Origin of the sequence: Pseudomonas sp. FW300-N2A2 (genome assembly GCF_017351735.1) — a bacterium.
GTDB lineage: Bacteria > Pseudomonadota > Gammaproteobacteria > Pseudomonadales > Pseudomonadaceae > Aquipseudomonas > Aquipseudomonas migulae.
In genome coordinates this window covers 1-22399 of the sequence record NZ_JACNDU010000049.1, presented here as the reverse complement: position 1 = coordinate 22399, position 22399 = coordinate 1, and the positions used below count along the sequence as shown (strand labels likewise).

The 22399-nt window shown below is 60.4% G+C and carries 26 protein-coding genes; 11 read left to right on the top strand and 15 right to left on the bottom strand.

Features of this window, described 5'->3' with window-relative positions; translation table 11 throughout:
• Positions 1-816: 816 nt before the first annotated feature.
• The 4 genes from infA to trxB all read right to left on the bottom strand — a co-directional run bounded on the left by infA (position 817) and on the right by trxB (position 3604).
• Complete coding sequence (infA, locus tag J4E42_RS28445; protein ID WP_002553999.1) at positions 817-1035, bottom strand: translation initiation factor IF-1; 219 nt, start codon at positions 1033-1035, stop codon at positions 817-819.
• A 100-nt stretch (positions 1036-1135) separates the two neighbouring features.
• Positions 1136-1843, bottom strand: a complete 708-nt coding sequence (locus J4E42_RS28440) for an arginyltransferase (RefSeq protein WP_008029519.1) — start codon at positions 1841-1843, stop codon at positions 1136-1138.
• Positions 1844-1899: 56 nt separating this feature from the next.
• Positions 1900-2580, bottom strand: coding sequence for a leucyl/phenylalanyl-tRNA--protein transferase (gene aat / locus J4E42_RS28435; protein ID WP_008043823.1), 681 nt, complete (start codon positions 2578-2580; stop codon positions 1900-1902).
• Between the two features lie 64 nt (positions 2581-2644).
• On the bottom strand, positions 2645-3604 hold the full coding sequence (gene trxB / locus J4E42_RS28430; RefSeq protein ID WP_008029514.1) for a thioredoxin-disulfide reductase: 960 nt from the start codon (positions 3602-3604) through the stop codon (positions 2645-2647).
• Between the two features lie 295 nt (positions 3605-3899).
• Here trxB and J4E42_RS28425 point away from each other — a divergent pair, with 295 nt between their 5' ends.
• The 6 genes from J4E42_RS28425 (at position 3900) to cysG (ending at position 11522) form a co-directional block, all read left to right on the top strand.
• Positions 3900-6308, top strand: coding sequence for a DNA translocase FtsK (locus J4E42_RS28425; protein WP_192227336.1), 2409 nt, complete (start codon positions 3900-3902; stop codon positions 6306-6308).
• A 65-nt stretch (positions 6309-6373) separates the two neighbouring features.
• Positions 6374-6997: an outer membrane lipoprotein chaperone LolA gene (gene lolA / locus J4E42_RS28420; protein ID WP_008043813.1), complete on the top strand. Its 624-nt coding sequence runs from the start codon at positions 6374-6376 to the stop codon at positions 6995-6997.
• A 137-nt stretch (positions 6998-7134) separates the two neighbouring features.
• On the top strand, positions 7135-8457 hold the full coding sequence (locus J4E42_RS28415; RefSeq protein ID WP_008029505.1) for a replication-associated recombination protein A: 1323 nt from the start codon (positions 7135-7137) through the stop codon (positions 8455-8457).
• Positions 8457-8831: a fluoride efflux transporter CrcB gene (gene crcB / locus J4E42_RS28410; protein ID WP_207286704.1), complete on the top strand. Its 375-nt coding sequence runs from the start codon at positions 8457-8459 to the stop codon at positions 8829-8831. The genes J4E42_RS28415 and crcB overlap by 1 nt, the downstream gene beginning before the upstream one ends.
• Before the next feature lie 15 nt (positions 8832-8846).
• Entirely contained in the window at positions 8847-10127 is a 1281-nt protein-coding gene (serS, locus tag J4E42_RS28405; protein ID WP_008043810.1) for a serine--tRNA ligase, read from the top strand.
• A complete protein-coding gene (gene cysG, locus J4E42_RS28400) occupies positions 10128-11522 on the top strand; it encodes a siroheme synthase CysG (protein ID WP_008029501.1) in 1395 nt (464 codons plus the stop codon).
• Between the two features lie 132 nt (positions 11523-11654).
• On the opposite strand, the gene J4E42_RS28395 is transcribed toward cysG, so the two are convergent.
• The 9 genes from J4E42_RS28395 to J4E42_RS28355 form a co-directional block, all read right to left on the bottom strand.
• Entirely contained in the window at positions 11655-12656 is a 1002-nt protein-coding gene (locus tag J4E42_RS28395; RefSeq protein WP_192418725.1) for a glutathione S-transferase family protein, read from the bottom strand.
• A gap of 90 nt (positions 12657-12746) precedes the next feature.
• A complete protein-coding gene (locus tag J4E42_RS28390) occupies positions 12747-13748 on the bottom strand; it encodes a glycosyl transferase family protein (protein ID WP_207286703.1) in 1002 nt (333 codons plus the stop codon).
• Positions 13745-14080, bottom strand: a complete 336-nt coding sequence (locus J4E42_RS28385; RefSeq protein ID WP_008043792.1) for a TusE/DsrC/DsvC family sulfur relay protein — start codon at positions 14078-14080, stop codon at positions 13745-13747. The genes J4E42_RS28390 and J4E42_RS28385 overlap by 4 nt, the downstream gene beginning before the upstream one ends.
• Positions 14077-14370, bottom strand: a complete 294-nt coding sequence (gene tusB, locus J4E42_RS28380; protein ID WP_207286702.1) for a sulfurtransferase complex subunit TusB — start codon at positions 14368-14370, stop codon at positions 14077-14079. The genes J4E42_RS28385 and tusB overlap by 4 nt, the downstream gene beginning before the upstream one ends.
• Positions 14370-14732: a sulfurtransferase complex subunit TusC gene (gene tusC, locus J4E42_RS28375; RefSeq protein WP_207286701.1), complete on the bottom strand. Its 363-nt coding sequence runs from the start codon at positions 14730-14732 to the stop codon at positions 14370-14372. The genes tusB and tusC overlap by 1 nt, the downstream gene beginning before the upstream one ends.
• Before the next feature lies 1 nt (position 14733).
• A complete protein-coding gene (gene tusD / locus J4E42_RS28370; protein WP_192227466.1) occupies positions 14734-15126 on the bottom strand; it encodes a sulfurtransferase complex subunit TusD in 393 nt (130 codons plus the stop codon).
• A gap of 192 nt (positions 15127-15318) precedes the next feature.
• Positions 15319-16023 (bottom strand): YoaK family protein, encoded by a 705-nt coding sequence (locus J4E42_RS28365; protein WP_207286700.1) that lies wholly within the window; start codon positions 16021-16023, stop codon positions 15319-15321.
• Positions 16024-16051: 28 nt separating this feature from the next.
• Positions 16052-16381 (bottom strand): DUF6388 family protein, encoded by a 330-nt coding sequence (locus J4E42_RS28360; protein WP_008029485.1) that lies wholly within the window; start codon positions 16379-16381, stop codon positions 16052-16054.
• Between the two features lie 20 nt (positions 16382-16401).
• Complete coding sequence (locus tag J4E42_RS28355; protein ID WP_008045271.1) at positions 16402-16650, bottom strand: hypothetical protein; 249 nt, start codon at positions 16648-16650, stop codon at positions 16402-16404.
• A 161-nt stretch (positions 16651-16811) separates the two neighbouring features.
• Between J4E42_RS28355 and J4E42_RS28350 the strand changes: the two genes are divergently transcribed.
• Positions 16812-17162: a hypothetical protein gene (locus J4E42_RS28350; RefSeq protein WP_008029480.1), complete on the top strand. Its 351-nt coding sequence runs from the start codon at positions 16812-16814 to the stop codon at positions 17160-17162.
• 91 nt (positions 17163-17253) lie between these two features.
• Here the strand turns inward: J4E42_RS28350 and J4E42_RS28345 are convergent, their stop codons facing one another.
• Positions 17254-17685: a GNAT family N-acetyltransferase gene (locus J4E42_RS28345; protein ID WP_207286699.1), complete on the bottom strand. Its 432-nt coding sequence runs from the start codon at positions 17683-17685 to the stop codon at positions 17254-17256.
• A 146-nt stretch (positions 17686-17831) separates the two neighbouring features.
• Here J4E42_RS28345 and J4E42_RS28340 point away from each other — a divergent pair, with 146 nt between their 5' ends.
• Together J4E42_RS28340 and J4E42_RS28335 are read left to right on the top strand one after the other, a co-directional pair.
• Entirely contained in the window at positions 17832-18269 is a 438-nt protein-coding gene (locus J4E42_RS28340; protein ID WP_207286698.1) for a hemerythrin domain-containing protein, read from the top strand.
• A gap of 50 nt (positions 18270-18319) precedes the next feature.
• Positions 18320-18913, top strand: a complete 594-nt coding sequence (locus J4E42_RS28335; protein WP_207286697.1) for an NUDIX domain-containing protein — start codon at positions 18320-18322, stop codon at positions 18911-18913.
• A 462-nt stretch (positions 18914-19375) separates the two neighbouring features.
• On the opposite strand, the gene J4E42_RS28330 is transcribed toward J4E42_RS28335, so the two are convergent.
• Positions 19376-19888 carry a methylated-DNA--[protein]-cysteine S-methyltransferase gene (locus J4E42_RS28330; protein ID WP_207286696.1) on the bottom strand — a complete coding sequence of 171 codons (513 nt, stop codon included), beginning with the start codon at positions 19886-19888 and terminating at the stop codon, positions 19376-19378.
• Positions 19889-20037: 149 nt separating this feature from the next.
• On the opposite strand from J4E42_RS28330, the gene ggt reads away from it, so the two are divergent.
• Both ggt and J4E42_RS28320 read left to right on the top strand, forming a co-directional pair.
• Positions 20038-21765 carry a gamma-glutamyltransferase gene (ggt, locus tag J4E42_RS28325; RefSeq protein WP_192227345.1) on the top strand — a complete coding sequence of 576 codons (1728 nt, stop codon included), beginning with the start codon at positions 20038-20040 and terminating at the stop codon, positions 21763-21765.
• 69 nt (positions 21766-21834) lie between these two features.
• Positions 21835-22368 carry a cysteine hydrolase family protein gene (locus tag J4E42_RS28320; RefSeq protein WP_207286695.1) on the top strand — a complete coding sequence of 178 codons (534 nt, stop codon included), beginning with the start codon at positions 21835-21837 and terminating at the stop codon, positions 22366-22368.
• The last annotated feature ends 31 nt before the right edge of the window (positions 22369-22399 follow it).

Genomic DNA, 22399 nt, shown 5'->3' with positions numbered 1-22399 from the left:
AAAATCAAAAGCAAACTCGATTCCCTGTAGGAGCCGGCTTGCCGGCGAAAATCGTCTGGACAACGCGTTCATTCAGACACCCCGCGTTATCGTTGACGTCCATCGCTGGCAAGCCAGCTCCTACAATTTTGAATCGTGTGAACCCAATCCCTTGTAGGAGCCGGCTTGCCGGCGAAAAGCGTTTGGGCGACGCGTTCATTCAGACAGCCCGCGTTATCGTTGACGTCCATCGCCAGCAAGCTGGCTCCTACAAAGGAAATGCAGATGCGTTTGGATAAATACGATCAACTGTAGGAGCCGGCTTGCTGGCGATAGCGGTGGGTCAGTCGACGCATTTGTCGCCTAAAAGGACGTCATCGCCAGCAAGCCGGCTCCTACAGGGGGATGTGCAAACATCCAAAATTAGTGCAGCCACCACAATGCGGAAGTGTGCGCACGACCGTAAAGCCAGGTCGGCTTTCAGGCCGCCTCGGCGGCTGTGGCGGTAGTCGCCCCCTCGAGAGGCCGAGTGGAGGTTCTGCGCAGTGGGCAACCCGGCAGGATGCCGGGTTAGCCGCCCCCGGCCATGGATGGCCGATGGCGGCGTGCCCACGGAGCAGGACCGGAGCGAGGGTATGGCGAGCCTTAGCGAGCCACCGAACGAAAGGGGCAAGAGCGCTTTGGTTACTTTCGCGCTTTTCGAAAGTGACCCGCTGTAAGAGCGGAACCAATACCAGCCATCACCAAAAAAATGGATATTCACACCAAGCCAAGCCACACCAAATCGCAGACAAACAAAAACGCCCGGCAAAAGCCGGGCGTCTTGTATTGACTTGATTAGCGAGCGCGGTAAGTGATGCGCCCTTTGCTCAAGTCATAGGGCGTCAGCTCGACGCGCACTTTGTCACCGGTAAGAATACGAATGTAGTTCTTGCGCATCTTGCCGGAGATATGCGCGGTTACGACGTGCCCATTTTCCAACTCCACGCGAAACATGGTGTTGGGCAGGGTGTCGACGACAGTGCCTTCCATTTCGAAGCTGTCTTCTTTCGACATGCAGTAAAGCCCTCGGTGTCCAATGAATGGCCCGGTGCAACTGCGCCAGGCAAAAGCGGCGTGCATTGTGCCCGAAAAATGGGGTTTAAGCCAAGGGGTTCTAGTTCAGGATGACCCAGCGCTGATTAATCAACAGTTCGATCGGGCGATATTGGGTCTTGTAGCTCATTTTTTTGCAGTTCTTGATCCAGTATCCGAGGTAGACCGCTTCAAGCCCCAGGCGCTGGGCCTCGGCGATTTGCCAGAGAATCGCATAGCGCCCCAGGCTGCGGCGTTCTTCAGAGGGTTCGTAGAAGGTGTAGACCGCCGACAGACCGTTCGGCAGCAAGTCAGTGACCGCCACCGCCAACAGCTGGCCCTCCAGGCGAAATTCGTAGAAACGCGAAAATGGCAGGTCACGCACCAGGAAGGTCGAGAACTGGTCACGACTCGGCGGGTACATGTCGCCATCGGCATGACGCTGTTCGATGTAGCGCTGATACAGGTCGAAGTACTCTTCGCTGAACTTCGGCTTGGTCGGGCGCACCTGCACGTCGGCATTGCGCTTGAAAATGCGTTTCTGCTGACGATTCGGCGAAAATTGCGCTACCGGAATGCGCGCAGGCACGCACGCATTGCAATTCTGGCAATGTGGCCGATAAAGATGATCGCCGCTGCGACGAAAACCCATTTCAGACAGGTCTGCATAGACATGCACATCCATGGGCTGGCTAGGGTCGAGGAACAGCGTTGTGGCCTGCTCCTCGGGCAGATAACTGCAAGAGTGGGGCTGAGTGGCATAAAACTTCAAACGCGCCAACTCGGTCATGATCAACCCTCGGTATAAGCTTTGAATTAAGTGTAAGCCACGCGCGCGAAAGTCGCTCAGCAAACCCAGGTGGCACGGCTGGGTTGGTCCAGATGCTGCGCAAGATAGCGGGCAAACTCGCGACGAGGAATGGCGCGGGCGCCCAGGCTGTGCAAATGGTCGGTGGGCATCTGGCAGTCGATCAGCACGAAACCCGAGTCTTTCAGATGTTTGACCAGGGTGGCAAAGCCGAATTTGGAGGCGTTGTCGGCGCGGCTGAACATGGATTCGCCGAAGAACAACTGCCCCATTGCCAGGCCATAGAGCCCGCCGACCAGTTCACCCTGATCCCAGACCTCTACCGAATGCGCGTAGCCCCGCTGGTGCAGCGCGAGGTAGGCGTTCTGCATCGCTTCGGTGATCCAGGTCCCGTCGGCATATTCGCGCGGTGCAGCGCACGCGCGAATGACCGCAGCAAAATCCTGATCAAAGGTCACTTGATAGCGTTGCTGACGCAGCAGCTTGCTGAGGCTGCGCGAGACATGCAGTTCGTCGGGAAACAGCACGGTACGCGGATCCGGCGACCACCAGAGAATCGGCTGGCCTTCCGAAAACCACGGAAAGCAGCCATGGCGATAGGCCTGAATCAGACGATCGGCGGACAGATCGCCGCCCGCAGCCAGCAATCCGTTGGGATCGCGCATGGCTTTTTCCAGCGGCGGGAAGGTCAGGGTGTTGCGTTGTAACCAAGTCAGCATGGCATCCGGGCTTACAGAAGGGGAGGGCAGTGGTGGGCGGTTGGGCCCACCGTGAAGTTTGCCGTCAAACGGCCGGAATGTCGTCGAGGTATTTCTCGGCGTCGAGTGCGGCCATGCAGCCGGCGCCGGCGGAAGTGACGGCCTGGCGATAAACGTGGTCGGCCACATCACCGGCGGCGAACACGCCGGGGATCTCGGTGGCGGTGGCATCGCCTTCGCTGCCGCCTCTGATCAGCAGATAACCGTCACGCATTTTCAGCTGGCCTTCGAACAGTCCGGTATTGGGCTTGTGGCCAATGGCGATGAACACGCCGGCCACCGACAGCTCGCTGGTTTCGCCGCTGTGGCTTTCGCGCAGGCGGGCGCCGGTCACGCCGCTGGCATCGCCCAGCACTTCATCGAGATTCTGGTTCCAGTGCAAACGGATATTACCGTTGGCAGCTTTTTCGAAGAGTTTGTCCTGAAGGATTTTCTCCGAGCGCAACTTGTCGCGTCGGTGGATCAAGTGGACTTCCTTGGCGATGTTGGACAAATACAACGCTTCTTCAACAGCGGTATTGCCGCCACCGACTACGGCGACTACCTGGTTGCGGTAGAAGAAGCCGTCGCACGTTGCGCAGGCCGAAACCCCTCTGCCGGCGAAGGCCTCTTCCGAGGGCAGACCCAGATACTGCGCCGAAGCGCCGGTGGCAATAATCAGTGCGTCGCACGTATAAGTGCCGCCGTCGCCGATAAGTTCGAACGGGCGCTGTTGCAACTTGGCTGTGTGGATGTGGTCGTAAACGATCTCTGTGTCAAAGCGCTCGGCGTGTTTTTGCATGCGTTCCATCAGTACCGGGCCGGTCAGGCCTTCGACGTCACCGGGCCAGTTGTCGACTTCGACGGTGGTGGTGAGCTGGCCACCTGCCTGTATGCCGGTAATGACCACAGGTTTGAGGTTGGCGCGGGCGGCATAAACCGCTGCGCTGTAACCGGCAGGGCCGGAACCCAGAATGATCAGGCGGCAATGCTTGGATTCGCTCATAAAACACCTCATAAGCCTTTGTCACGAAAGAGAATGCGTGCTCAAATTGAATCGCAATCGGTGCGCCGTTAGCTATGCTGATCCATGGCCTGCCAGCATGGCATCGTACGAACAAACCCGTACAATGCGTGCCGGTCACTTGAATATTCAGTGTGCCCCGTGTTTATAAAAACCGGAGTGCAGTGTTAAAAGTAGTCCCAGTTGCGCCGGTTAACTTTTTTACCTGCCTGGATTGGGCAGTTTTTTATAGTCATTCAACAGATGGACGCGCCATAGGCGCAGGAAAAGAAGCGTTTTGAAGAAATCCACCGCAGCACCTAAACCAGCCGTCGTTCCGCTCTGGCGCCAGCATTTGCACTACCGGCTCAAGGAAGGTGCATTGATCGCCATCGGCGGTCTGTGCCTGTTCCTGATGATGGCCTTGTTGACTTACGGCAAGGACGATCCGGGCTGGAGCCATAACAGCAAGATTGACGATGTTCAAAACTTTGGCGGACCGGTCGGCTCCTACAGTGCCGACATCCTGTTCATGGTGCTGGGTTACTTCGCCTACATTTTCCCGCTGTTGCTGGCGGTCAAGACCTACCAGATCTTCCGTCAACGCCACGAGCCGTGGCAGTGGAGCGGTTGGCTGTTTTCCTGGCGCCTGATCGGCCTGGTGTTCCTGGTGCTGTCGGGCGCGGCCCTGGCCCACATCCATTTCCATGCACCGACCGGTCTGCCGGCCGGCGCGGGCGGCGCGTTGGGCGAAAGCCTTGGCGATCTGGCCCGCAATGCACTGAATATCCAGGGCAGCACCTTGCTGTTCATCGCGTTGTTCCTGTTCGGCCTGACGGTGTTCACCGACCTGTCGTGGTTCAAGGTGATGGACGTTACCGGCAAGATCACCCTCGACCTGTTCGAGGTGTTCCAGGGCGCGGCCAACCGCTGGTGGGCTGCCCGTGTCGAACGCAAGCAGCTGGTTGCGCAGTTGCGTGAAGTCGATGATCGCGTGCATGAGGTGGTCGCACCGACCGTTACCGACAAGCGCGAGCAAGCCAAGGTCAAGGAACGCCTGATCGAGCGCGAGCAAGCCCTGAGCAAACACATGTCGGACCGCGAGAAGCAGGTCCCGCCGGTGATTGCCCCCGCGCCGCCAAAACCCGCCGCGCCAAGCCAGCGCGTGGAAAAAGAGAAACAGGCGCCGCTGTTCGTCGACAGCGCCGTCGAAGGCACCTTGCCGCCGATCTCGATTCTCGATCCTGCAGAAAAGAAACAACTCAATTATTCCCCGGAGTCGCTGGCGGCCGTTGGCCACTTGCTGGAAATCAAGCTCAAGGAATTCGGCGTCGAAGTCTCGGTAGACTCGATTCACCCGGGCCCGGTGATTACCCGTTACGAAATCCAGCCTGCCGCCGGGGTCAAGGTCAGCCGCATCGCCAACCTGGCGAAAGACCTGGCGCGTTCCCTGGCCGTGACCAGCGTGCGGGTGGTGGAAGTGATTCCGGGCAAGACCACCGTCGGTATCGAGATTCCCAACGAAGACCGGCAGATCGTGCGCTTCTCCGAAGTGCTGTCGACGCCTGAGTACGACAACTTCAAATCCCCGGTCACCCTGGCCCTGGGTCATGACATCGGCGGCAAGCCGGTCATCACCGACCTCGCGAAAATGCCGCACTTGCTGGTGGCCGGTACGACAGGTTCCGGTAAGTCGGTGGGTGTGAACGCGATGATTCTGTCGATCCTGTTCAAGTCCGGCCCGGAAGACGCCAAGCTGATCATGATCGACCCGAAAATGCTTGAACTGTCGATCTACGAAGGCATTCCGCACTTGCTGTGCCCGGTTGTGACCGACATGAAGGACGCGGCCAACGCCCTGCGCTGGAGCGTGGCGGAGATGGAGCGTCGCTACAAACTGATGGCGAAGATGGGCGTGCGAAACCTGTCCGGCTTCAACGCCAAGGTCAAGGAAGCCCAGGACGCCGGCACGCCGCTGACCGATCCGCTGTACAAGCGCGAAAGCATTCACGACGAAGCGCCGCTGCTGACCAAGCTGCCGACCATTGTCGTGGTGGTCGACGAATTCGCCGACATGATGATGATCGTCGGCAAGAAGGTTGAAGAGCTGATCGCCCGTATCGCCCAGAAGGCCCGTGCCGCCGGTATCCACTTGATCCTCGCGACCCAGCGTCCGTCGGTTGACGTGATCACCGGTCTGATCAAGGCGAACATCCCGACGCGCATGGCGTTCCAGGTGTCGAGCAAGATCGACTCGCGGACCATCATCGACCAGGGTGGTGCCGAGCAGCTGCTGGGCCACGGTGACATGCTCTACATGCCGCCGGGCACCAGCCTGCCGATTCGTGTGCATGGCGCGTTCGTGTCCGATGACGAGGTTCACCGGGTGGTGGAAGCCTGGAAACTGCGCGGTGCGCCTGAATACAACGATGACATCCTCGCCGGTGTCGAAGAGGCCGGTAGCGGCTTTGAGAATGGCGGTGGCGGCGGTGATGACGATGCTGAAACCGATGCGCTGTACGACGAAGCGGTGCAGTTCGTGCTGGAAAGCCGTCGCGCGTCCATCTCTGCGGTTCAGCGCAAGCTGAAGATCGGCTACAACCGCGCCGCACGCATGATCGAAGCCATGGAAATGGCCGGGGTCGTGACGTCCATGAACACCAACGGTTCGCGTGAAGTCCTGGCGCCTGGCCCGGTGCGCGACTGATTTGATTTGCAAGGATGGTGCGGTGACGCACCGTCCGAACTCCCACGAATGTTATGAGGACTCCCATGCGTCTTATCCGCATGCTGTTGCTGCCGGTTCTGGCTTTGACCACGCTCTCGGCCCACGCCGATGACAAGGACGTGGCACGTCTGACCCAACTCCTGGAAAAATCCCAGACCCTGACTGCACGCTTCTCGCAGCTGACCCTCGATGGCAGCGGCACCCAGTTGCAGGAAACGGCCGGTGAAATGTCGCTGCAGCGCCCGGGCCTGTTCTACTGGCACACCGATGCGCCGGCCGAGCAAGTCGTGGTTTCCGACGGCAAGAAAGTGACCCTGTGGGACCCGGACCTGGAACAGGCCACCATCAAGACCCTCGATCTGCGTCTGAGTCAGACGCCGGCATTATTGTTGTCCGGTGATGTGTCCAAGATCAGCCAGAGCTTCGCCATCAGCGCCAAGGAAGCCGGCGGCGTGATCGACTTCACCCTGAAACCGAAATCCAAGGACACCCTGTTCGACAGCCTGCGCCTGTCGTTCCGCAATGGCCTGGTCAATGACATGCAACTGATCGACAGCGTCGGCCAGCGCACCAACATCCTGTTTACCGGCGTGAAGGCCAACGAGCCGATCCCGGCGTCGAAGTTCAAGTTCGACATCCCTAAAGGCGCGGACATCATCCAGGAATAAACCGCAGCCCCTTGTAGGAGCCGGCTTGCTGGCGATGGCGGTTTATCATTCAACAACGATGTTGACTGACCCACCATCGCCAGCAAGCCGGCTCCTACAGGTATTGCGGTGTTTATAGTGAGGTTTCATAAGCAGTGATGGACCTGTTTCGCAGCGCCCCGATAGCTCAGCCCTTGGCCGCCCGTTTGCGTGCGGCCAATCTGGACGAGTACGTCGGTCAGGAACACGTGCTCGCTCGCGGCAAGCCTTTGCGCGAAGCGCTGGAGCAGGGTGCGCTGCATTCGATGATTTTCTGGGGCCCGCCGGGCGTGGGCAAAACCACCCTGGCGCGGTTGCTGGCGGAAGTCTCGGATGCGCACTTCGAAACGGTCTCGGCTGTATTGGCCGGCGTGAAGGAAATCCGCCAGGCGGTGGAAATCGCCAAGCAACAGGCCGGCCAGTACGGCAAACGCACCATCCTGTTCGTCGACGAAGTGCATCGCTTCAACAAGTCGCAGCAGGACGCCTTCCTGCCCTACGTCGAAGACGGCACGCTGATTTTCATCGGCGCGACCACGGAAAACCCCTCGTTCGAACTCAATAACGCTTTGCTCTCCCGGGCGCGCGTCTACGTGCTCAAAAGCCTCGACGAAGCGGCGCTGCGCAAACTGGTGCATCGTGCGCTCACCGAAGAGCGTGGCCTGGGCAAACGGCAACTGACCCTCAGCGATGAAGGCTTTCAGATGCTGCTGTCCGCCGCCGATGGCGATGGTCGACGCCTGCTCAACCTGCTGGAAAACGCCTCGGACCTTGCCGAAGACAACAGCGAAATCGGCGTCGATCTGCTGCAAAGTCTTTTGGGCGATACCCGTCGGCGGTTCGACAAGGGCGGCGAAGCGTTTTACGACCAGATTTCCGCGCTGCATAAATCGGTGCGCGGCTCCAATCCCGATGGTGCGTTGTACTGGTTCGCACGGATGATCGATGGCGGTTGCGATCCGCTGTACCTCGCCCGGCGCGTGGTGCGCATGGCCAGCGAAGACATCGGCAACGCCGACCCCCGCGCCTTGAGCCTGTGCCTGGCCGCGTGGGAAGTGCAGGAACGTCTCGGCAGCCCGGAAGGCGAGTTGGCGGTGGCCCAGGCCATCACCTATCTGGCCTGCGCGCCGAAAAGCAACGCGGTGTACATGGGTTTCAAAGCCGCGATGCGCAGCGCCACCGAACACGGTTCGCTGGAAGTGCCGTTGCACCTGCGCAACGCCCCGACCAAGTTGATGAAGCAACTCGGTTACGGCGACGAGTACCGTTATGCCCACGATGAACCGGATGCCTACGCTGCCGGCGAAGACTACTTCCCCGAAGAGCTTGAGCCGCAACCGTTCTATCAGCCAGTGCCGCGAGGCCTGGAGCTGAAGATCGGCGAGAAGCTCAATCACCTCGCGCAACTTGACCGTTTAAGCCCCCGGCAGCGGAGAAAATAGTGCTTCCATTGATTGTTGCGGTTTCCGTCGGCGGGGTCGCTGGCACGCTGTTGCGCTTCGCCACCGGCAACTGGGTCAACGCTAATTGGCCACGGCACTTCTATACCGCGACGCTGGCCGTTAATATCGTCGGCTGTTTGCTGATCGGCGTTCTATACGGTCTGTTTTTGATTCGCCCGGAGGTGCCTTACGAAGTGCGCGCCGGGCTGATTGTCGGCTTCCTCGGGGGGCTGACAACTTTTTCATCCTTTTCACTGGATACGGTGCGCCTGCTGGAAAGCGGGCAGGTGCCACTGGCCCTGGGCTATGCTGCCATCAGCGTATTCGGCGGGCTGCTCGCCACCTGGGCCGGCCTGTCCTTGACCAAACTTTGATAACGAGAGACCGACATGCTCGATTCCAAACTGTTACGTAGCAACCTTCAGGACGTAGCGGACCGCCTGGCATCCCGTGGCTACACGCTGGATGTTGCACGCATCGAAGCGCTGGAAGAACAGCGCAAGACCGTCCAGACCCGCACCGAAGCACTGCAGGCTGAACGTAATGCGCGCTCCAAATCCATCGGTCAGGCCAAGCAGCGCGGCGAAGACATCGCGCCGTTGATGGCGGACGTCGAGCGCATGGCCAACGAATTGAGCGCCGGCAAAGTGGAACTGGACGGGATTCAGACCGATCTGGATTCGATCCTGCTCGGCATCCCGAACCTGCCCCACGAATCCGTGCCAATCGGCGATGACGAAGACGGCAACGTTGAAGTGCGCCGCTGGGGCACCCCGACCGCGTTCGATTTCCCGGTTCAGGACCACGTCGCCCTGGGCGAGAAATTCGGCTGGCTGGACTTCGAAACCGCCGCCAAGCTGTCCGGCGCGCGTTTCGCCTTGCTGCGTGGCCCGATCGCCCGTCTGCACCGCGCCCTGGCGCAGTTCATGATCAACCTGCACACCAGCGAGCACGGTTACGAAGAGGCCTACACGCCTTATCTGGTCCAGGCGCCGGCGCTGCAAGGCACCGGTCAATTGCCGAAATTCGAAGAAGACCTGTTCAAGATCGCTCGCGAAGGCGAGGCCGATCTGTACTTGATCCCGACCGCTGAAGTGTCGCTGACCAACATCGTCGCCGGCGAAATCGTCGATTCGAAACTGCTGCCGATCAAGTTCGTCGCCCATACGCCGTGCTTCCGCAGTGAAGCCGGTGCGTCGGGTCGCGATACCCGCGGCATGATTCGCCAGCACCAGTTCGACAAGGTCGAGATGGTCCAGATCGTTGAGCCATCGACCTCGATGGAAGCGCTGGAAGGCCTGACCGCCAACGCCGAGAAAGTCCTGCAATTGCTGGAACTGCCTTATCGCACTCTTGCGCTGTGCACCGGCGACATGGGCTTTAGCGCCGTCAAGACCTACGACCTGGAAGTGTGGATCCCGAGCCAGGACAAATACCGCGAGATTTCGTCGTGCTCCAACTGCGGCGATTTCCAGGCCCGTCGCATGCAAGCGCGTTTCCGCAACCCGGAAACCGGCAAGCCTGAACTGGTTCACACCCTGAACGGTTCCGGTCTGGCGGTCGGTCGTACCCTCGTTGCCGTGCTGGAAAACTACCAGCAGGCCGACGGTTCGATCCGTGTGCCGGACGTGCTGAAACCGTACATGGGTGGCCTCGAGGTCATCGGCTAAATGGACTATCTGCCGCTGTTTCACAACCTTCGCGGCAGTCGTGTGTTGGTCGTCGGTGGGGGGGAAATTGCCTTGCGCAAATCCCGCCTGCTGGCCGAAGCCGGTGCGCTGCTGCGGGTGGTTGCGCCTGAAATCGAACCGCAACTGCGCGAACTCGTTGCCGGCAGCGGTGGCGAGTGCCTGCTGCGCGGCTACGTCGAAGCGGATCTGGACGGCTGCGGGCTGATCATTGCCGCCACCGATGATGAACCGCTGAATGCACAAGTCTCCGCTGATGCTCATCGGCGTTGCGTGCCGGTCAACGTGGTGGATGCGCCAGCCTTGTGCAGCGTGATCTTCCCGGCGATCGTCGACCGTTCGCCATTGATCATCGCGGTTTCCAGTGGCGGCGATGCGCCGGTGCTGGCGCGGTTGATCCGCGCCAAGATCGAAACCTGGATTCCTTCCACCTACGGTCAACTGGCCGGTCTGGCTGCGCGTTTTCGCAGTCAGGTCAAAGGCCTGTTTCCGGATGTACAGCAGCGTCGGGCGTTCTGGGAAGATGTGTTCCAGGGCCCGATTGCCGACCGGCAACTGGCCGGGCAGGGCGCTGAAGCCGAGCGCATGATGCAGGCGAAAATCAGCGGTGAAGCGCCGGTTGCCACGGGTGAGGTGTACCTGGTCGGTGCCGGGCCGGGTGATCCCGACCTGTTGACCTTCCGCGCCTTGCGCCTGATGCAGCAAGCCGATGTGGTGCTGTATGACCGGTTGGTGGCGCCGGCGATTCTCGATTTGTGCCGTCGCGATGCCGAACGGGTCTACGTCGGAAAGCGTCGCGCCGATCACGCCGTGCCGCAGGATCAGATCAACCAGCAATTGGTGGACCTGGCCAAGCAGGGCAAGCGCGTGGTGCGGTTGAAGGGCGGTGATCCGTTCATCTTCGGCCGTGGTGGTGAAGAGATCGAAGAACTGGCGGCCCATGGCATCCCGTTCCAGGTGGTGCCGGGCATCACGGCGGCCAGCGGTTGCGCGGCGTACGCCGGGATTCCGCTGACCCACCGCGATTACGCGCAGTCGGTGCGATTTGTCACCGGGCACTTGAAGGACGGTTCCACCGATTTGCCGTGGGGTGACCTGGTTGCGCCGGCGCAAACCCTGGTGTTCTACATGGGGCTGGTGGGCTTGCCGATCATTTGCGAGCAGTTGATCAAGCATGGTCGCGCAGCGGATACGCCGGCGGCGTTGATTCAGCAGGGCACCACGGTTAATCAGCGGGTGTTCACCGGCACTTTGGCCGATCTTCCACGGCTGGTAGCGGAGCATGAAGTGCATGCGCCGACGCTGGTGATTGTTGGGGAAGTGGTGCAGTTGCGCGAGAAACTGGCGTGGTTTGAGGGTGCTCAGGCGCAAGTCTGAAGACCGCGTCGGTCGAGCGCGACCCCGGCCCATCGCTAGCAGGCTAGCTCCCACACTGGATTTGTGTCGTTCACAAATCTCCTGTGGGAGCTAGCCTGCTAGCGATTGGGGTCCTCAAAAACTGCAAAAACCTCAGGCCTTGCGCCAAACCCCTTTCCCACTCAACCGCGCCCGATCATGCGCCACGGTAAAGTCCTGCTCCGGCCCCTTCGGCACAACCCCGGTCGGGTTAATGGTCTTGTGACTGCCGTAGTAGTGGTTCTTGATGTGCTGAAAATCCACCGTCTCGGCAATCCCCGGCCACTGATAAATCTCGCGCAGCCAGTTCGACAGGTTCGGATAATCGGCAATCCGCCGCAGGTTGCACTTGAAGTGCCCGTGGTACACCGCGTCAAAGCGGATCAGCGTGGTAAACAGGCGAATGTCCGCTTCAGTCAGGTATTCGCCCACCAGATAACGATTGGCGTCTAACAGCTGTTCCAGTCGATCCAGTTCCGCAAACAACCCGTCAAACGCCTCTTCATAAGCCGTCTGCGATGTCGCGAACCCGGCGCGGTACACACCGTTGTTCACCGCCGGATAAATCCGCTCATTCAACGCATCGATCTCGCCGCGCAACGGCGCCGGATAGAAATCCAGGTCATTGCCGGTCAAGTCATCGAATGCGCCGTTGAACATGCGGATGATCTCCGCCGATTCATTGTTGACGATGCGATTCTGCTGCTTGTCCCAGAGCACCGGCACGGTGACGCGACCCGTGTAGTCGGCAGTGTCGGCGGTATAGCGCTGGTGCATGAAGTTGAAGTGATCGAGCTTGTCGCCGGTCGAGCCGAAGTGCTTGTCGAAGGTCCAGCCGTTTTCCAGCATCAGCCAACTGACCACCGACACGTCGATCAGGCTTTCAAGGCCTTTGAGTTTGCGCAGGATCAGTGTGCGATGCGCCCACGGACAGGCGAGCGATACGTAGAGGTGATAACGACCCGCCTCGGCGGCAAAGCCACCCACACCGGTCGGGCCGGGCGTGCCGTCGGCGGTCAGCCAGTTTCGACGCTGCGCCTGTTCGCGCTGGAACGCGCCGTCCTTGCTGCTTTCGTACCACTGGTCATGCCAGCGACCTTCGACTAACAAACCCATGTTCAAGACTCCTCAACCGATAAGCGTTGGAGAGGAGTCTATTCCGATAGGTTCGATAAAAAAGCGCAAAGGTTGGGCGCTTATGATCGGTTAAATCGATCTGTCCCGTGCGTCCCAATATTTCTGGGCTGTTTCGAAGGCGATTTCGCGAGGTTGGCCGAGGCCGCGTAGTGCGAGGGCCATGGTCGAGATCAGCGCCATTTGCGGATAACTGTCGACCACGTCGCCACGCCATACGGCTTTCAAATGTTCGGGATCGAGAGAGGCGGGTTTGACATGGCGTTGCGCCGACAGCTGCGGCCATTCCTCATCCCAGCTCTCGCCACCGGTGGTGCCGTAAAGGTGGCTGTCGGTGTCGGGGTTGATCTCGATCTCGCCGCCATCGCCCTTGACCACAATCGCGGTGTCGCCGAGCAAGCCGCTGGCATCGCGATGCACCGCCTGGTAGCCGGGGTGGAAAATGCTTTGCAGGCCGCAGCGGGCGTTCAACGGATTGAGAATGCGCGTCAGGGAGTGGATCGGCGAGCGCAGGCCCAAGGTGTTGCGCAGGTCGATCATGCGTTGCAGTTGCGGTGCCCAATCCACCAGCGGCATGAATGCCAGGCCGCCGTTATCGAGCGCCGAGCCGACCTGTTGCCAGTTGCGGCACAACGGGATCTTCAGCTCATCCAGCAGTTGCTCGCTGTACAGCCGCCCGGCCGTATGTGCGCCGCCGCCGTGCATGAAAATCCGCACGCCGTTTTGCGCCAGGCACTTGGCCGCCAGCAGATACCACGGCAGATGGCGTTTCTTGCCGGCGTAGGTTGGCCAATCCAGATCGACATTCAAGGCCGGTGGTTGCAAGCGCTCACGCAGGGCTTCGGTGAAGCCGGCCATTTCCTCGGCGCTTTCTTCCTTGTGCCGCAGCAGCATCAGAAACGCACCGAGCTGAGTGTCTTCGACCTTGTCGTCGAGCACCATGCCCATGGCTTCGCGGGCTTCCTCGCGGGTCAGGTCGCGGGCGCCGCGCTTGCCTTTGCCGAGGATCCGCACGAATTGAGCGAAGGGGTGTTCGGCGGGCGTTTCTAGAGTCAGTACTGGATAATCGGTCATAAGCAATTCGTCGGTTTGGGCAGGCCCGCCAGTTTCGCGGCGAGTTTGGCAGGGGTGCCTTTGAACAGTCGGTTCAGGTGCAGGCTGTTGCCTTTTTCCGGGCCGAGCTTCAACGCTGTGTACTTAATCAGCGGACGTGTCGCCGGGGACAGCTGGAATTCGGCGTAGAAGCTGCGCAGCAATTCGAGGATTTCCCAGTGTTCGGGGCTCAACTCGATGTCTTCGGCAGCGGCGAGGGCGCTGGCCACATCGGCGGACCAGTCGCTCAGTTCAACCAGGAAACCGTCCTTGTCCAACTCGATGGCGCGGGCGCCGACCGTCAGTGCATTCATAACCAGCTGTTGACCTTGTCGTAGTGAATCGACAGTTCGACGAAGGCGGGATAATCGATCGCCTTGGCCGTATCCGGAACCTCCACCGCACGCGCCTGGGCGTCTTCGGCCAACACGAACAGCGTCGGGTTGCCGGCGATCAGTGCGTTGAAGGGCGCGGTGCCCGGTTGCAACGCATACACCGCGTCACCGGTCAGCAGCAGCGCATCGTTCGCGCCGATCAGGCGCAGGCAACTGCTCAGGCGGTCGTCGCCGAACGGGGAATGAGACAACACATGCAAAGTCGACATCAGAGGGTGATCACCTGGTCGTAACGGTCAATAAGGGCGGTGATTTCGCGGGCGGCCAGCACCTGGGCTTCTGCCAGCGACAAGCTGTCCGGGGCCAGGCCGCGTTCAGCGGCGCTGTCGCCACAGACGAACAGGTCTTCGACGCCGAACATCGGCAACGCTTGCAGGTTGGCGCTCAAGTCTTTTTGTTGCAGGGCCTTGGCGTCCTGTTTCGGCGCGAGCTGGAACACCCCGTCATCAAGAAACAGCAGGCCGATCGGCAGGTCGAAGGCACCGCCGGCCAGCACGATGTCCAGTGCTTCACGTGCGCTCGGCCCGGACCACGGCGCCTGACGGCTGATAATCAGCAAGGATTTAGGCATGTCACGCACCTCCGAAACAGATCAGTCGGTCGGCGTCCTGCACCGCGTCATGCAACTGACCGAGACCGGACAACTCCCACGGCGCGCCGACGGCGACCGCTTCGCGCTGATAACGCCGGGCTTCTTCGTCGTTCAACACGCCACGACGCAGGGCGGCGGCGATGCAGACGACGCCGTCCAGTTGATGTTCGGCAACAAAGGCGCGCCATTGCTTGGGCAGGTCCAGTTCATCCTGCGGCGTGACCACGCTGGCGGACGCGTTGTAGACGCCATCCTGATAGAAAAACAGCCGGACAATCTCATGCCCGCCGGCCAGCGCAGCCTGGGCGAACAGCAAGGCACGGCGCGAGGAGGGCGCATGGGCGGCGGAAAACAGCGCGATGGCGAACTTCATGACGGACTCGATCAGCGAAACTGCGGCCATGATAAGGCGTGGACCGAGTTGTCGCCATCGCCAGCAAGCTGGCTCCTACAGGATCTGTGTCTTATGCAAGACCGCGGCCCACCGCATACCCCTTGTAGGAGCCGGCTTGCTGGCGATGGCGGCCTGCCAGGCAGCCTCAAGGTTCCGGATGTACACCCGAGTTCAACGCGGCATATACCCCAACTGCCAACGCCGTGGAATCCTCAACGACAGCACTCCAAGCGCCCCCGCCAGCAACCCGCTGACAAACAACGCCCTGAGTCCAAGATGATGCTCCAGCACCGCCCCCAGCACCGCGCCGGCAAACATTCCGGTCCAGGGGATCAGCTGCACCCGCCAGCCATTGCGCCGCTCGCCGAGCATCCAGCGTCCCAGGCCGCGACCGAAGCGCGACAGGGCGCCCGTCACGTAAGTCAGGCCCACCGGCAGGCCATTCACTTCTTCGACGGCGGCATTGAGCATGCCCATCGCGATGATCGCCGCCAGCAGCGCCGGCAATTGTTCGTCATAAGGCCAGGCCGCTGCCGCACACAGCAACATGGCGATGCACAACAGCAAGGGCAGCGCGCGGCGTCCACCGAGACGGCTGACGACAATGCCCAAGGCGTTGCCGAGGATGAACGTGGCCACGAGCAGCAGCAGGCGCAGGGTCAGGCTCATGTCGCCGTCGCTGATCGCCACGGCGAGGCGGGTGGTGTTGCCGCTCATGAAGGAGACGAAATCGCCGCTGGCCATGAAGCCGATAGCGTCGGTCATGCCGGCAAGTACCGAGAGTGCGGCCACCAGCGACAGGCCGATGCGGCCGCGCCATTTCTGAGTGTGCAGATGCCCCGGACTGGCGCGGGTCGTGGAGGACGAAGGCAGCATCGGTGGCGGGATCCTTGTGCGGCGACGGTTATGGGATCAGACCATATAACTCGCAATACTCCAGCCAGTCCATCCCCGCCATTTCGGCCACTTCCCGGTGTACGTTCAGGCGTTGAGCTTCGTAGTCCTCCGGTGTCGCGGCGGTCAGTTGCAGGGTCAGCTCCCAGGCAAACAACCCCAGGCGTTCGGCCTCGGCTTCGAACGCTTCATGCAAGCGCTCGTCGCGAAACTGCGCTGCGGTTTCGCCCTTGGCCTGAGCCAGCAGCGGGTTGAGGTTGTCGAGTTCGTGGCGCAGTTCAGGTCGCTCATCGAGAAACTTCTGCAGCGCCTGCTCGTGTTGCTGTTCGGTTGCCGCCATGGTCGCTCCTTGAGAATGGGTTACACGGACTGCTTCTTGCTGGCCTTGGCCGCTGCGGCCAGGCATTCGAGGGCAAACTGCTCGCAGTAGGTCATCTGGATCGGCGTGGTTTCGCCCTTGACGGTGCGTTCGCCGTCGAGGATGTAACGGATTCGCTTGTCGGTGACGCCGATTCGCTTGGCGATCCAGGAAGGCGTCTGGCCGATCTGGCTGATCAGCTTGTCGGCATATTCAGCGGTCGGTTTGTAGAATTCGGCGTTGGGTGTCATGGACGTTCCAGAAAAAATGAGCCCGAAAACAGGGGCGATGCAGCGGTTGGCGCGACAGGGTGCGCGAATCGTTGCGCGGTGTCGCGGTATAAATGAAGTAAAGCAGAACGATACGCCGGCCCACGGTGATACAGTCCGCTTTTTCTTGATGAGCACACGCAATGCGAATTCTGATGGTGGCGCTGGCCGCAACGTTGCTGGCGGGATGCGCCGGTTCGGTGATGAACGATGCCCGCACGGGCACCCCGTACAAAACCCTGACTTCGGACAAACCGGAAAAAGTCGTCGCCCAGTGCGTGCAGTTTGCCTGGCAGGACGAGGCGGTATTCGGCGTCGACGCGGGCGCGTATTTGCAGCCGGGCAAGAAGGGCGGGTCTACCGTTTACACGCGTTCGGCGGAGTCCTTTGTGGACGTGACCACCGATGCGTCAGGGACGGCGTTGAGTTACTACGCGCAGCATGACGACTTTGTCGCCAAGCGCCGTTTGGCGGCGCTGGCTACCTGCCTCTGATCTTATGACCTGACGCATAACCTGTAGGAGCCGGCTTGCCGGCGATGGCGTCCTTGAAATCGCCATCGCCGGCAAGCCGGCTCCTACAAAGTCATGCGTCGTTGATCAGGCGCTTCTGGAAAAAGAAGCGCTTGTGCCCCGGCGGGTAGTCAACGATCTGCCCCAACTCGCTGAACCCAAGCTTCTTGTAGAACTCCGGCGCCTGAAAGTCGAAGGTGTCCAGCCAGATCCCGATGCATTCCTTCTCCCGCGCCAGGTCTTCGGCCATCTGCATCAGTCTGGAGCCAATGCCTTGCCCCCGGCCCTGTTCCGGCACCGACAGCAATTCGATAAACAACCATTGATAGAAAAACCGGCCGTACAGCCCGCCGAGAATCTCGCCCTGGTCATTGCGCACCAGCAGGGCCAGCGGTTGCGCTTTGCCGTCCCCCGCTTGGGCGACGTTGTAAGCCCGCAACGGTGCGAGGATCGCCTCGCGATCTTCCGGTGTCGGGTTGTGCGACTGTTCGATGCTGAGTGTCATCGGCTACATCCTTATGGCAGTGATGCACGAGCGTATCCGGGTCGCGCCGATTGTTCTATCCCTCGTTATTCAGAGGAACCGTCGCCAGCGCGCAGATGTCTAGCCTTTACAGCGTCATTCCAGAACGCGGCCGATGAGGATTGCCAATGAACATTTTCGAAGCCTTGCGCGAAAGCCACGACCGCCAACGCACCTACGCCGTCGCATTGGTCAAGACCAGCGGCGACACCCCGGAGCGCGTTGAAGCCTACAAGCAGCTCAAGTCCGAACTCCAGGCACACGAAACCGCAGAAGAGCGGCATTTTTATATCCCGCTGATGGAGTTCGACAACGGTGTCGACCTCAGTCGCCACGCGATTTCGGAACATCACGAGATGGACGAAATGATGGAGGAACTCGACGAGACCGAGATGTCCAGCCCGGCCTGGCTGGCGACCGCGAAGAAGCTCTCCGAGAAGGTCCATCACCATCTGGAGGAGGAAGAGCAGAAGTTCTTCCAGATGGCCGGCAAGCTGCTTGACGACCAGCAGAAAGAAACGCTCGCCAGGCAATACGAGAAGGAATACAAGGCTCAACTTTCGTGAGGGCCTTCGTCTAAGATGGGCGTTTTCTGACGAAATAAGGATGCGTTGTCATGCCGAACACAGCCGAGCGGGTCAACATCGTCGAGTCCCAGGTGTTGTCCCACGACTGGTATCTGCTGAAGAAAATCACCTTCGATTACCAGCGCAACAACGGCGAATGGCAACGCCAGACCCGCGAGGTCTACGACCGTGGCAATGGCGCGGCGATTCTGCTGTTCAACCGCGAGAAGAAAACCGTCGTACTGACCCGGCAGTTCCGCTTGCCGGTGTTCGTCAATGGTCACGACGGTCTGTTGATCGAGGTGGCTGCGGGATTGCTCGAAGGCGTTGCGCCAGAAGAACGCATCCGCGATGAAGCGGAGGAAGAAACCGGTTATCGCGTGCACCATGTGCAGAAGGTGTTCGAGGCCTACATGAGCCCCGGCTCGGTGACTGAAAAACTGCATTTCTTCATCGCCGAATACGATGCTTCATCGAAAGTCAGCGAGGGCGGCGGGCTCGAAGAAGAGACCGAAGAACTGGAAGTGCTGGAGTGGCCGTTCGAGGCCGCGCTGGAAGCGTTTTATCGCGGGGAGATCTGCGACGCGAAGACCATCATGCTGCTGCAGTACGCCGCCATGAAAAACCTTTTCACTAGCCCCTGAACCTGTAGGAGCCGGCTTGCTGGCGATTCGGCTTTAAGGCTTGCAGTGCTGCCAAGGCCATCATCGCCAGCAAGCCGGCTCCTACAATGTTGCGTGAGTCGCGCAATCCGGGATTCACGCAAACCCTGTAGGAGCCGGCTTGCCGGCGATAGCGACCTTGAGGCTTGCGTTGCCGTTGAGGTCGCCATCGCTGGCAAGCCAGCTCCTACAATGTTGCGTGAGTCGCGCAATCCGGGATTAACGCAAACCCTGTAGGAGCCGGCTTGCCGGCGATAGCGACCTTGAGGCTTGCGTTGCCGTTGAGGCCGCCATCGCTGGCAAGCCAGCTCCTACAATGTTGCGTGAGTCACGCAATCCTGGATTAACGCAAACCCTGTAGGAGCCGGCTTGCCGGCGATAGCGACCTTGAGGCTTGCGTTGCCGTTGAGGTCGCCATCGCCGGCAAGCCAGCTCCAACAAAAATCAAAAGCCTTCCAGTCGCCCGGTCCCACCCCATTGGCCGCCTTCCAGCGTCAGCAGCAATTCCTTCGCCTCAAGCCCACCTGCAAACCCGGTCAATTTCCCCGACGCGCCGATCACCCGATGGCACGGCGCAATAATCGAGATCGGGTTCTTGCCATTCGCCGCGCCCACTGCACGCACTGCGCTCGGGTTGCCGATCTGCTCGGCAATCTGGCTATAGCTGCGCGTTTCGCCGAACGGAATGGTCAGCAGGGCCTGCCACACCTTTTTCTGAAAGTCCGTACCGGCGAAATCCAGTTCCAGGTCGAAGCGGTTTCGTGTGCCGGCGAAGTATTCCTGCAACTGTTGAACCGCGCGCACCAGGACCGGGTTGTCCGCCGCCTCACTCATCGGCCCGAGCCGTACGCGATTCGGTTTGTCGTTTTCCCAGAGGATGGCCGCCAGTCTCGAACCGTTCGCGACCAGCTTCAACTCGCCGACCGGCGACGCCATGGTGGTGAAGGTGTAACTCATGCGGGTGGACTCCGAAAACAGGTGAGCAGGCGGCAAGCATACTGCCTCGACGGAGAGGCGCAATACGCAATCCCGACCATACTGCGTACTGCTCTTGAAACGTTTTCTCTGTTTTTTTACCGACCCTAAAAACAAAAAGAGACCGACACATGAAGTTCGAACCTTTTGCCAAATCGCTCATTGCGACTTCATTGGCACTCAGTTGCCTGGCGGCTCACGCCGCTTCCGTCGCCCCCGTCGCCGCCGAAAACGGCATGGTGGTCACGGCCCAGCACCTGGCCAGTCATGTGGGCGTCGATGTGCTCAAGAACGGTGGTAACGCCGTCGATGCCGCCGTCGCGGTCGGGTATGCGCTGGCGGTGGTGTATCCCGCGGCAGGTAACCTCGGCGGCGGTGGTTTCATGACCATTCAACTGGCGGACGGGCGCAAGACCTTCCTCGACTTCCGCGAAAAAGCCCCGCTGGCCGCCACTGCCGACATGTACCTCGACAAAGAGGGCAACGTCGTCCCGGACCTCAGCACCCGTGGTCATCTGGCGGTCGGCGTGCCGGGCACCGTGTCCGGCATGGAACTGGCGCTGAAAACCTACGGCACCAAACCGCGCAAGGAAGTGATCGCCCCGGCGATCAAACTCGCTGAAGACGGCTTTGTGCTGGAGCAGGGCGATGTCGATTTGCTGGAGTCCGCCACCGACGTCTTCAAAAAGGACATGAAAGATTCCGGCTCGATCTTCCTGAGCAACGGCGAGCCGATGCAGGTCGGCCAGAAACTGGTGCAAAAAGACCTGGGCAAAACCCTGCGGGAAATCTCCGAGAAGGGCGCCGACGGTTTCTATAAGGGCTGGGTCGCTGACGCGATCGTCACCTCCAGTCAGGCCAACAAAGGCATCATCACCCAGGCTGATCTCGACAAATACAAGACCCGCGAACTGGCCCCCATCGAGTGCGATTACCGTGGCTACCACGTGGTCTCGGCACCACCGCCAAGCTCCGGCGGCGTAGTGATCTGCGAGATCATGAACATCCTCGACGGCTACCCGATGAAAGACCTGGGTTACCGCTCGGCGCAGGGTATGCACTATCAGATCGAAGCCATGCGCCACGCGTATGTGGACCGCAACAGTTACCTCGGCGACCCGGACTTCGTGAAAAATCCGATCGCCCATCTGCTGGATAAAAACTACGCGAGCAAAATCCGCGCGGCCATCAATCCGCAAAAGGCCGGCGTGTCCCGCGAGCTCAAGCCCGGCGTCGCGCCGCACGAAGGCAGCAACACCACCCATTACTCCATCGTCGATAAATGGGGCAACGCGGTGTCGGTGACCTACACCTTGAACGACTGGTTTGGCGCCGGGGTCATGGCCAGCAAAACCGGGGTCATCCTCAACGACGAGATGGACGACTTCACCTCGAAAATCGGCGTGCCGAACATGTACGGTCTGGTGCAAGGGGAGGCCAACGCCATCGCGCCGGGCAAGGCGCCGCTGTCGTCCATGAGCCCGACCATCGTGACCAAGGACGGCAAAGTCGTGATGGTCGTCGGCACCCCTGGCGGCAGCCGCATCATCACCGCGACCTTGCTGACCATCCTCAACGTGATCGACTACGGCATGAACATCCAGGAAGCGGTGGATGCGCCGCGTTTCCACCAGCAGTGGTTGCCGGAGGAGACCAACCTGGAGGCGTTCACCACCAGTCCGGACACGGTGAAGCTGCTCGAAAGCTGGGGCCACAAGTTTGCCGGGCCGCAGGATGCCAACCATATCGCCGCGATTCTGGTCGGGGCGCCGTCGCTGGAAGGTAAACCGGTGGGCAAAAACCGTTTCTACGGAGCGAACGATCCGCGTCGTAACACCGGGTTGTCTCTCGGTTATTGAGGGTTGTGTTTGGAGGGGGACGGATTTAGTTTCTGTCCCCTGACCCAACGACAGATCAAGGATGGAACCATGACCACCGCAATGTTGATCATCGATGTCCAGCGAGCACTTTGCACGGGCGAGTACGAGTGCTTCGAAATCTCACGTGTCATCGACACCATTAACGGGCTCAGCACCCGTGCCCGAAAGGCCGGCGTTCCGGTGGTGCTGATCCAGCATGAGGAAGACGGCAGTCCGCTGGCGTATAACGCTGACGGCTGGCAACTGGCCGAAGGGCTGGAAACCTCGCCCAAGGATTGGCACGTACGCAAGACCACACCGGATTCGTTCTATCAGACCAACCTGCAAAAGCTGCTGCCGGTGCAGGATTTCGAACGCCTGGTCATCTGCGGTTTGCAAACCGACTATTGCGTCAACGCCACGGTGCGTCAGGCGCTGCAACTGGGGTACGACGTGGTGCTGGCGGCTGACGCTCACTCCACGGTCGACAACGGCAACATCCCCGCCGAAGACATCATCGCCGAGCACAACAAGGACCTGGCGCATTTGACCGGTTCAGTGGCACGGATCGACGTGATACCCGCCGCCGACATCACCTTCTAGCACCCATGATGACGGGCCCCGCCCAACCCTG

Bases quoted from the DNA above. Each gene is read 5' to 3' on its own strand.
- J4E42_RS28355 (WP_008045271.1), bottom strand. From the start codon at position 16,650: ATGACACCCAACGCCGAATTCTACAAACCGACCGCTGAATATGCCGAC.
- J4E42_RS28395 (WP_192418725.1), bottom strand. From the start codon at position 12,656: ATGGGTTTGTTAGTCGAAGGTCGCTGGCATGACCAGTGGTACGAAAGC.
- J4E42_RS28440 (WP_008029519.1), bottom strand. From the start codon at position 1,843: ATGACCGAGTTGGCGCGTTTGAAGTTTTATGCCACTCAGCCCCACTCT.
- tusB (WP_207286702.1), bottom strand. From the start codon at position 14,370: ATGTCGACTTTGCATGTGTTGTCTCATTCCCCGTTCGGCGACGACCGC.
- J4E42_RS28330 (WP_207286696.1), bottom strand. From the start codon at position 19,888: ATGAGTTACACCTTCACCACCATGGCGTCGCCGGTCGGCGAGTTGAAG.
- tusD (WP_192227466.1), bottom strand. From the start codon at position 15,126: ATGAAGTTCGCCATCGCGCTGTTTTCCGCCGCCCATGCGCCCTCCTCG.
- J4E42_RS28360 (WP_008029485.1), bottom strand. From the start codon at position 16,381: ATGGCGGCAACCGAACAGCAACACGAGCAGGCGCTGCAGAAGTTTCTC.
- infA (WP_002553999.1), bottom strand. From the start codon at position 1,035: ATGTCGAAAGAAGACAGCTTCGAAATGGAAGGCACTGTCGTCGACACC.
- J4E42_RS28340 (WP_207286698.1), top strand. From the start codon at position 17,832: ATGAACATTTTCGAAGCCTTGCGCGAAAGCCACGACCGCCAACGCACC.
- lolA (WP_008043813.1), top strand. From the start codon at position 6,374: ATGCGTCTTATCCGCATGCTGTTGCTGCCGGTTCTGGCTTTGACCACG.
- J4E42_RS28345 (WP_207286699.1), bottom strand. From the start codon at position 17,685: ATGACACTCAGCATCGAACAGTCGCACAACCCGACACCGGAAGATCGC.
- serS (WP_008043810.1), top strand. From the start codon at position 8,847: ATGCTCGATTCCAAACTGTTACGTAGCAACCTTCAGGACGTAGCGGAC.
- J4E42_RS28415 (WP_008029505.1), top strand. From the start codon at position 7,135: ATGGACCTGTTTCGCAGCGCCCCGATAGCTCAGCCCTTGGCCGCCCGT.
- J4E42_RS28350 (WP_008029480.1), top strand. From the start codon at position 16,812: ATGCGAATTCTGATGGTGGCGCTGGCCGCAACGTTGCTGGCGGGATGC.
- tusC (WP_207286701.1), bottom strand. From the start codon at position 14,732: ATGCCTAAATCCTTGCTGATTATCAGCCGTCAGGCGCCGTGGTCCGGG.
- aat (WP_008043823.1), bottom strand. From the start codon at position 2,580: ATGCTGACTTGGTTACAACGCAACACCCTGACCTTCCCGCCGCTGGAA.
- cysG (WP_008029501.1), top strand. From the start codon at position 10,128: ATGGACTATCTGCCGCTGTTTCACAACCTTCGCGGCAGTCGTGTGTTG.
- J4E42_RS28390 (WP_207286703.1), bottom strand. From the start codon at position 13,748: ATGACCGATTATCCAGTACTGACTCTAGAAACGCCCGCCGAACACCCC.
- trxB (WP_008029514.1), bottom strand. From the start codon at position 3,604: ATGAGCGAATCCAAGCATTGCCGCCTGATCATTCTGGGTTCCGGCCCT.
- J4E42_RS28365 (WP_207286700.1), bottom strand. From the start codon at position 16,023: ATGCTGCCTTCGTCCTCCACGACCCGCGCCAGTCCGGGGCATCTGCAC.
- J4E42_RS28385 (WP_008043792.1), bottom strand. From the start codon at position 14,080: ATGAATGCACTGACGGTCGGCGCCCGCGCCATCGAGTTGGACAAGGAC.
- J4E42_RS28335 (WP_207286697.1), top strand. From the start codon at position 18,320: ATGCCGAACACAGCCGAGCGGGTCAACATCGTCGAGTCCCAGGTGTTG.
- J4E42_RS28320 (WP_207286695.1), top strand. From the start codon at position 21,835: ATGACCACCGCAATGTTGATCATCGATGTCCAGCGAGCACTTTGCACG.
- ggt (WP_192227345.1), top strand. From the start codon at position 20,038: ATGAAGTTCGAACCTTTTGCCAAATCGCTCATTGCGACTTCATTGGCA.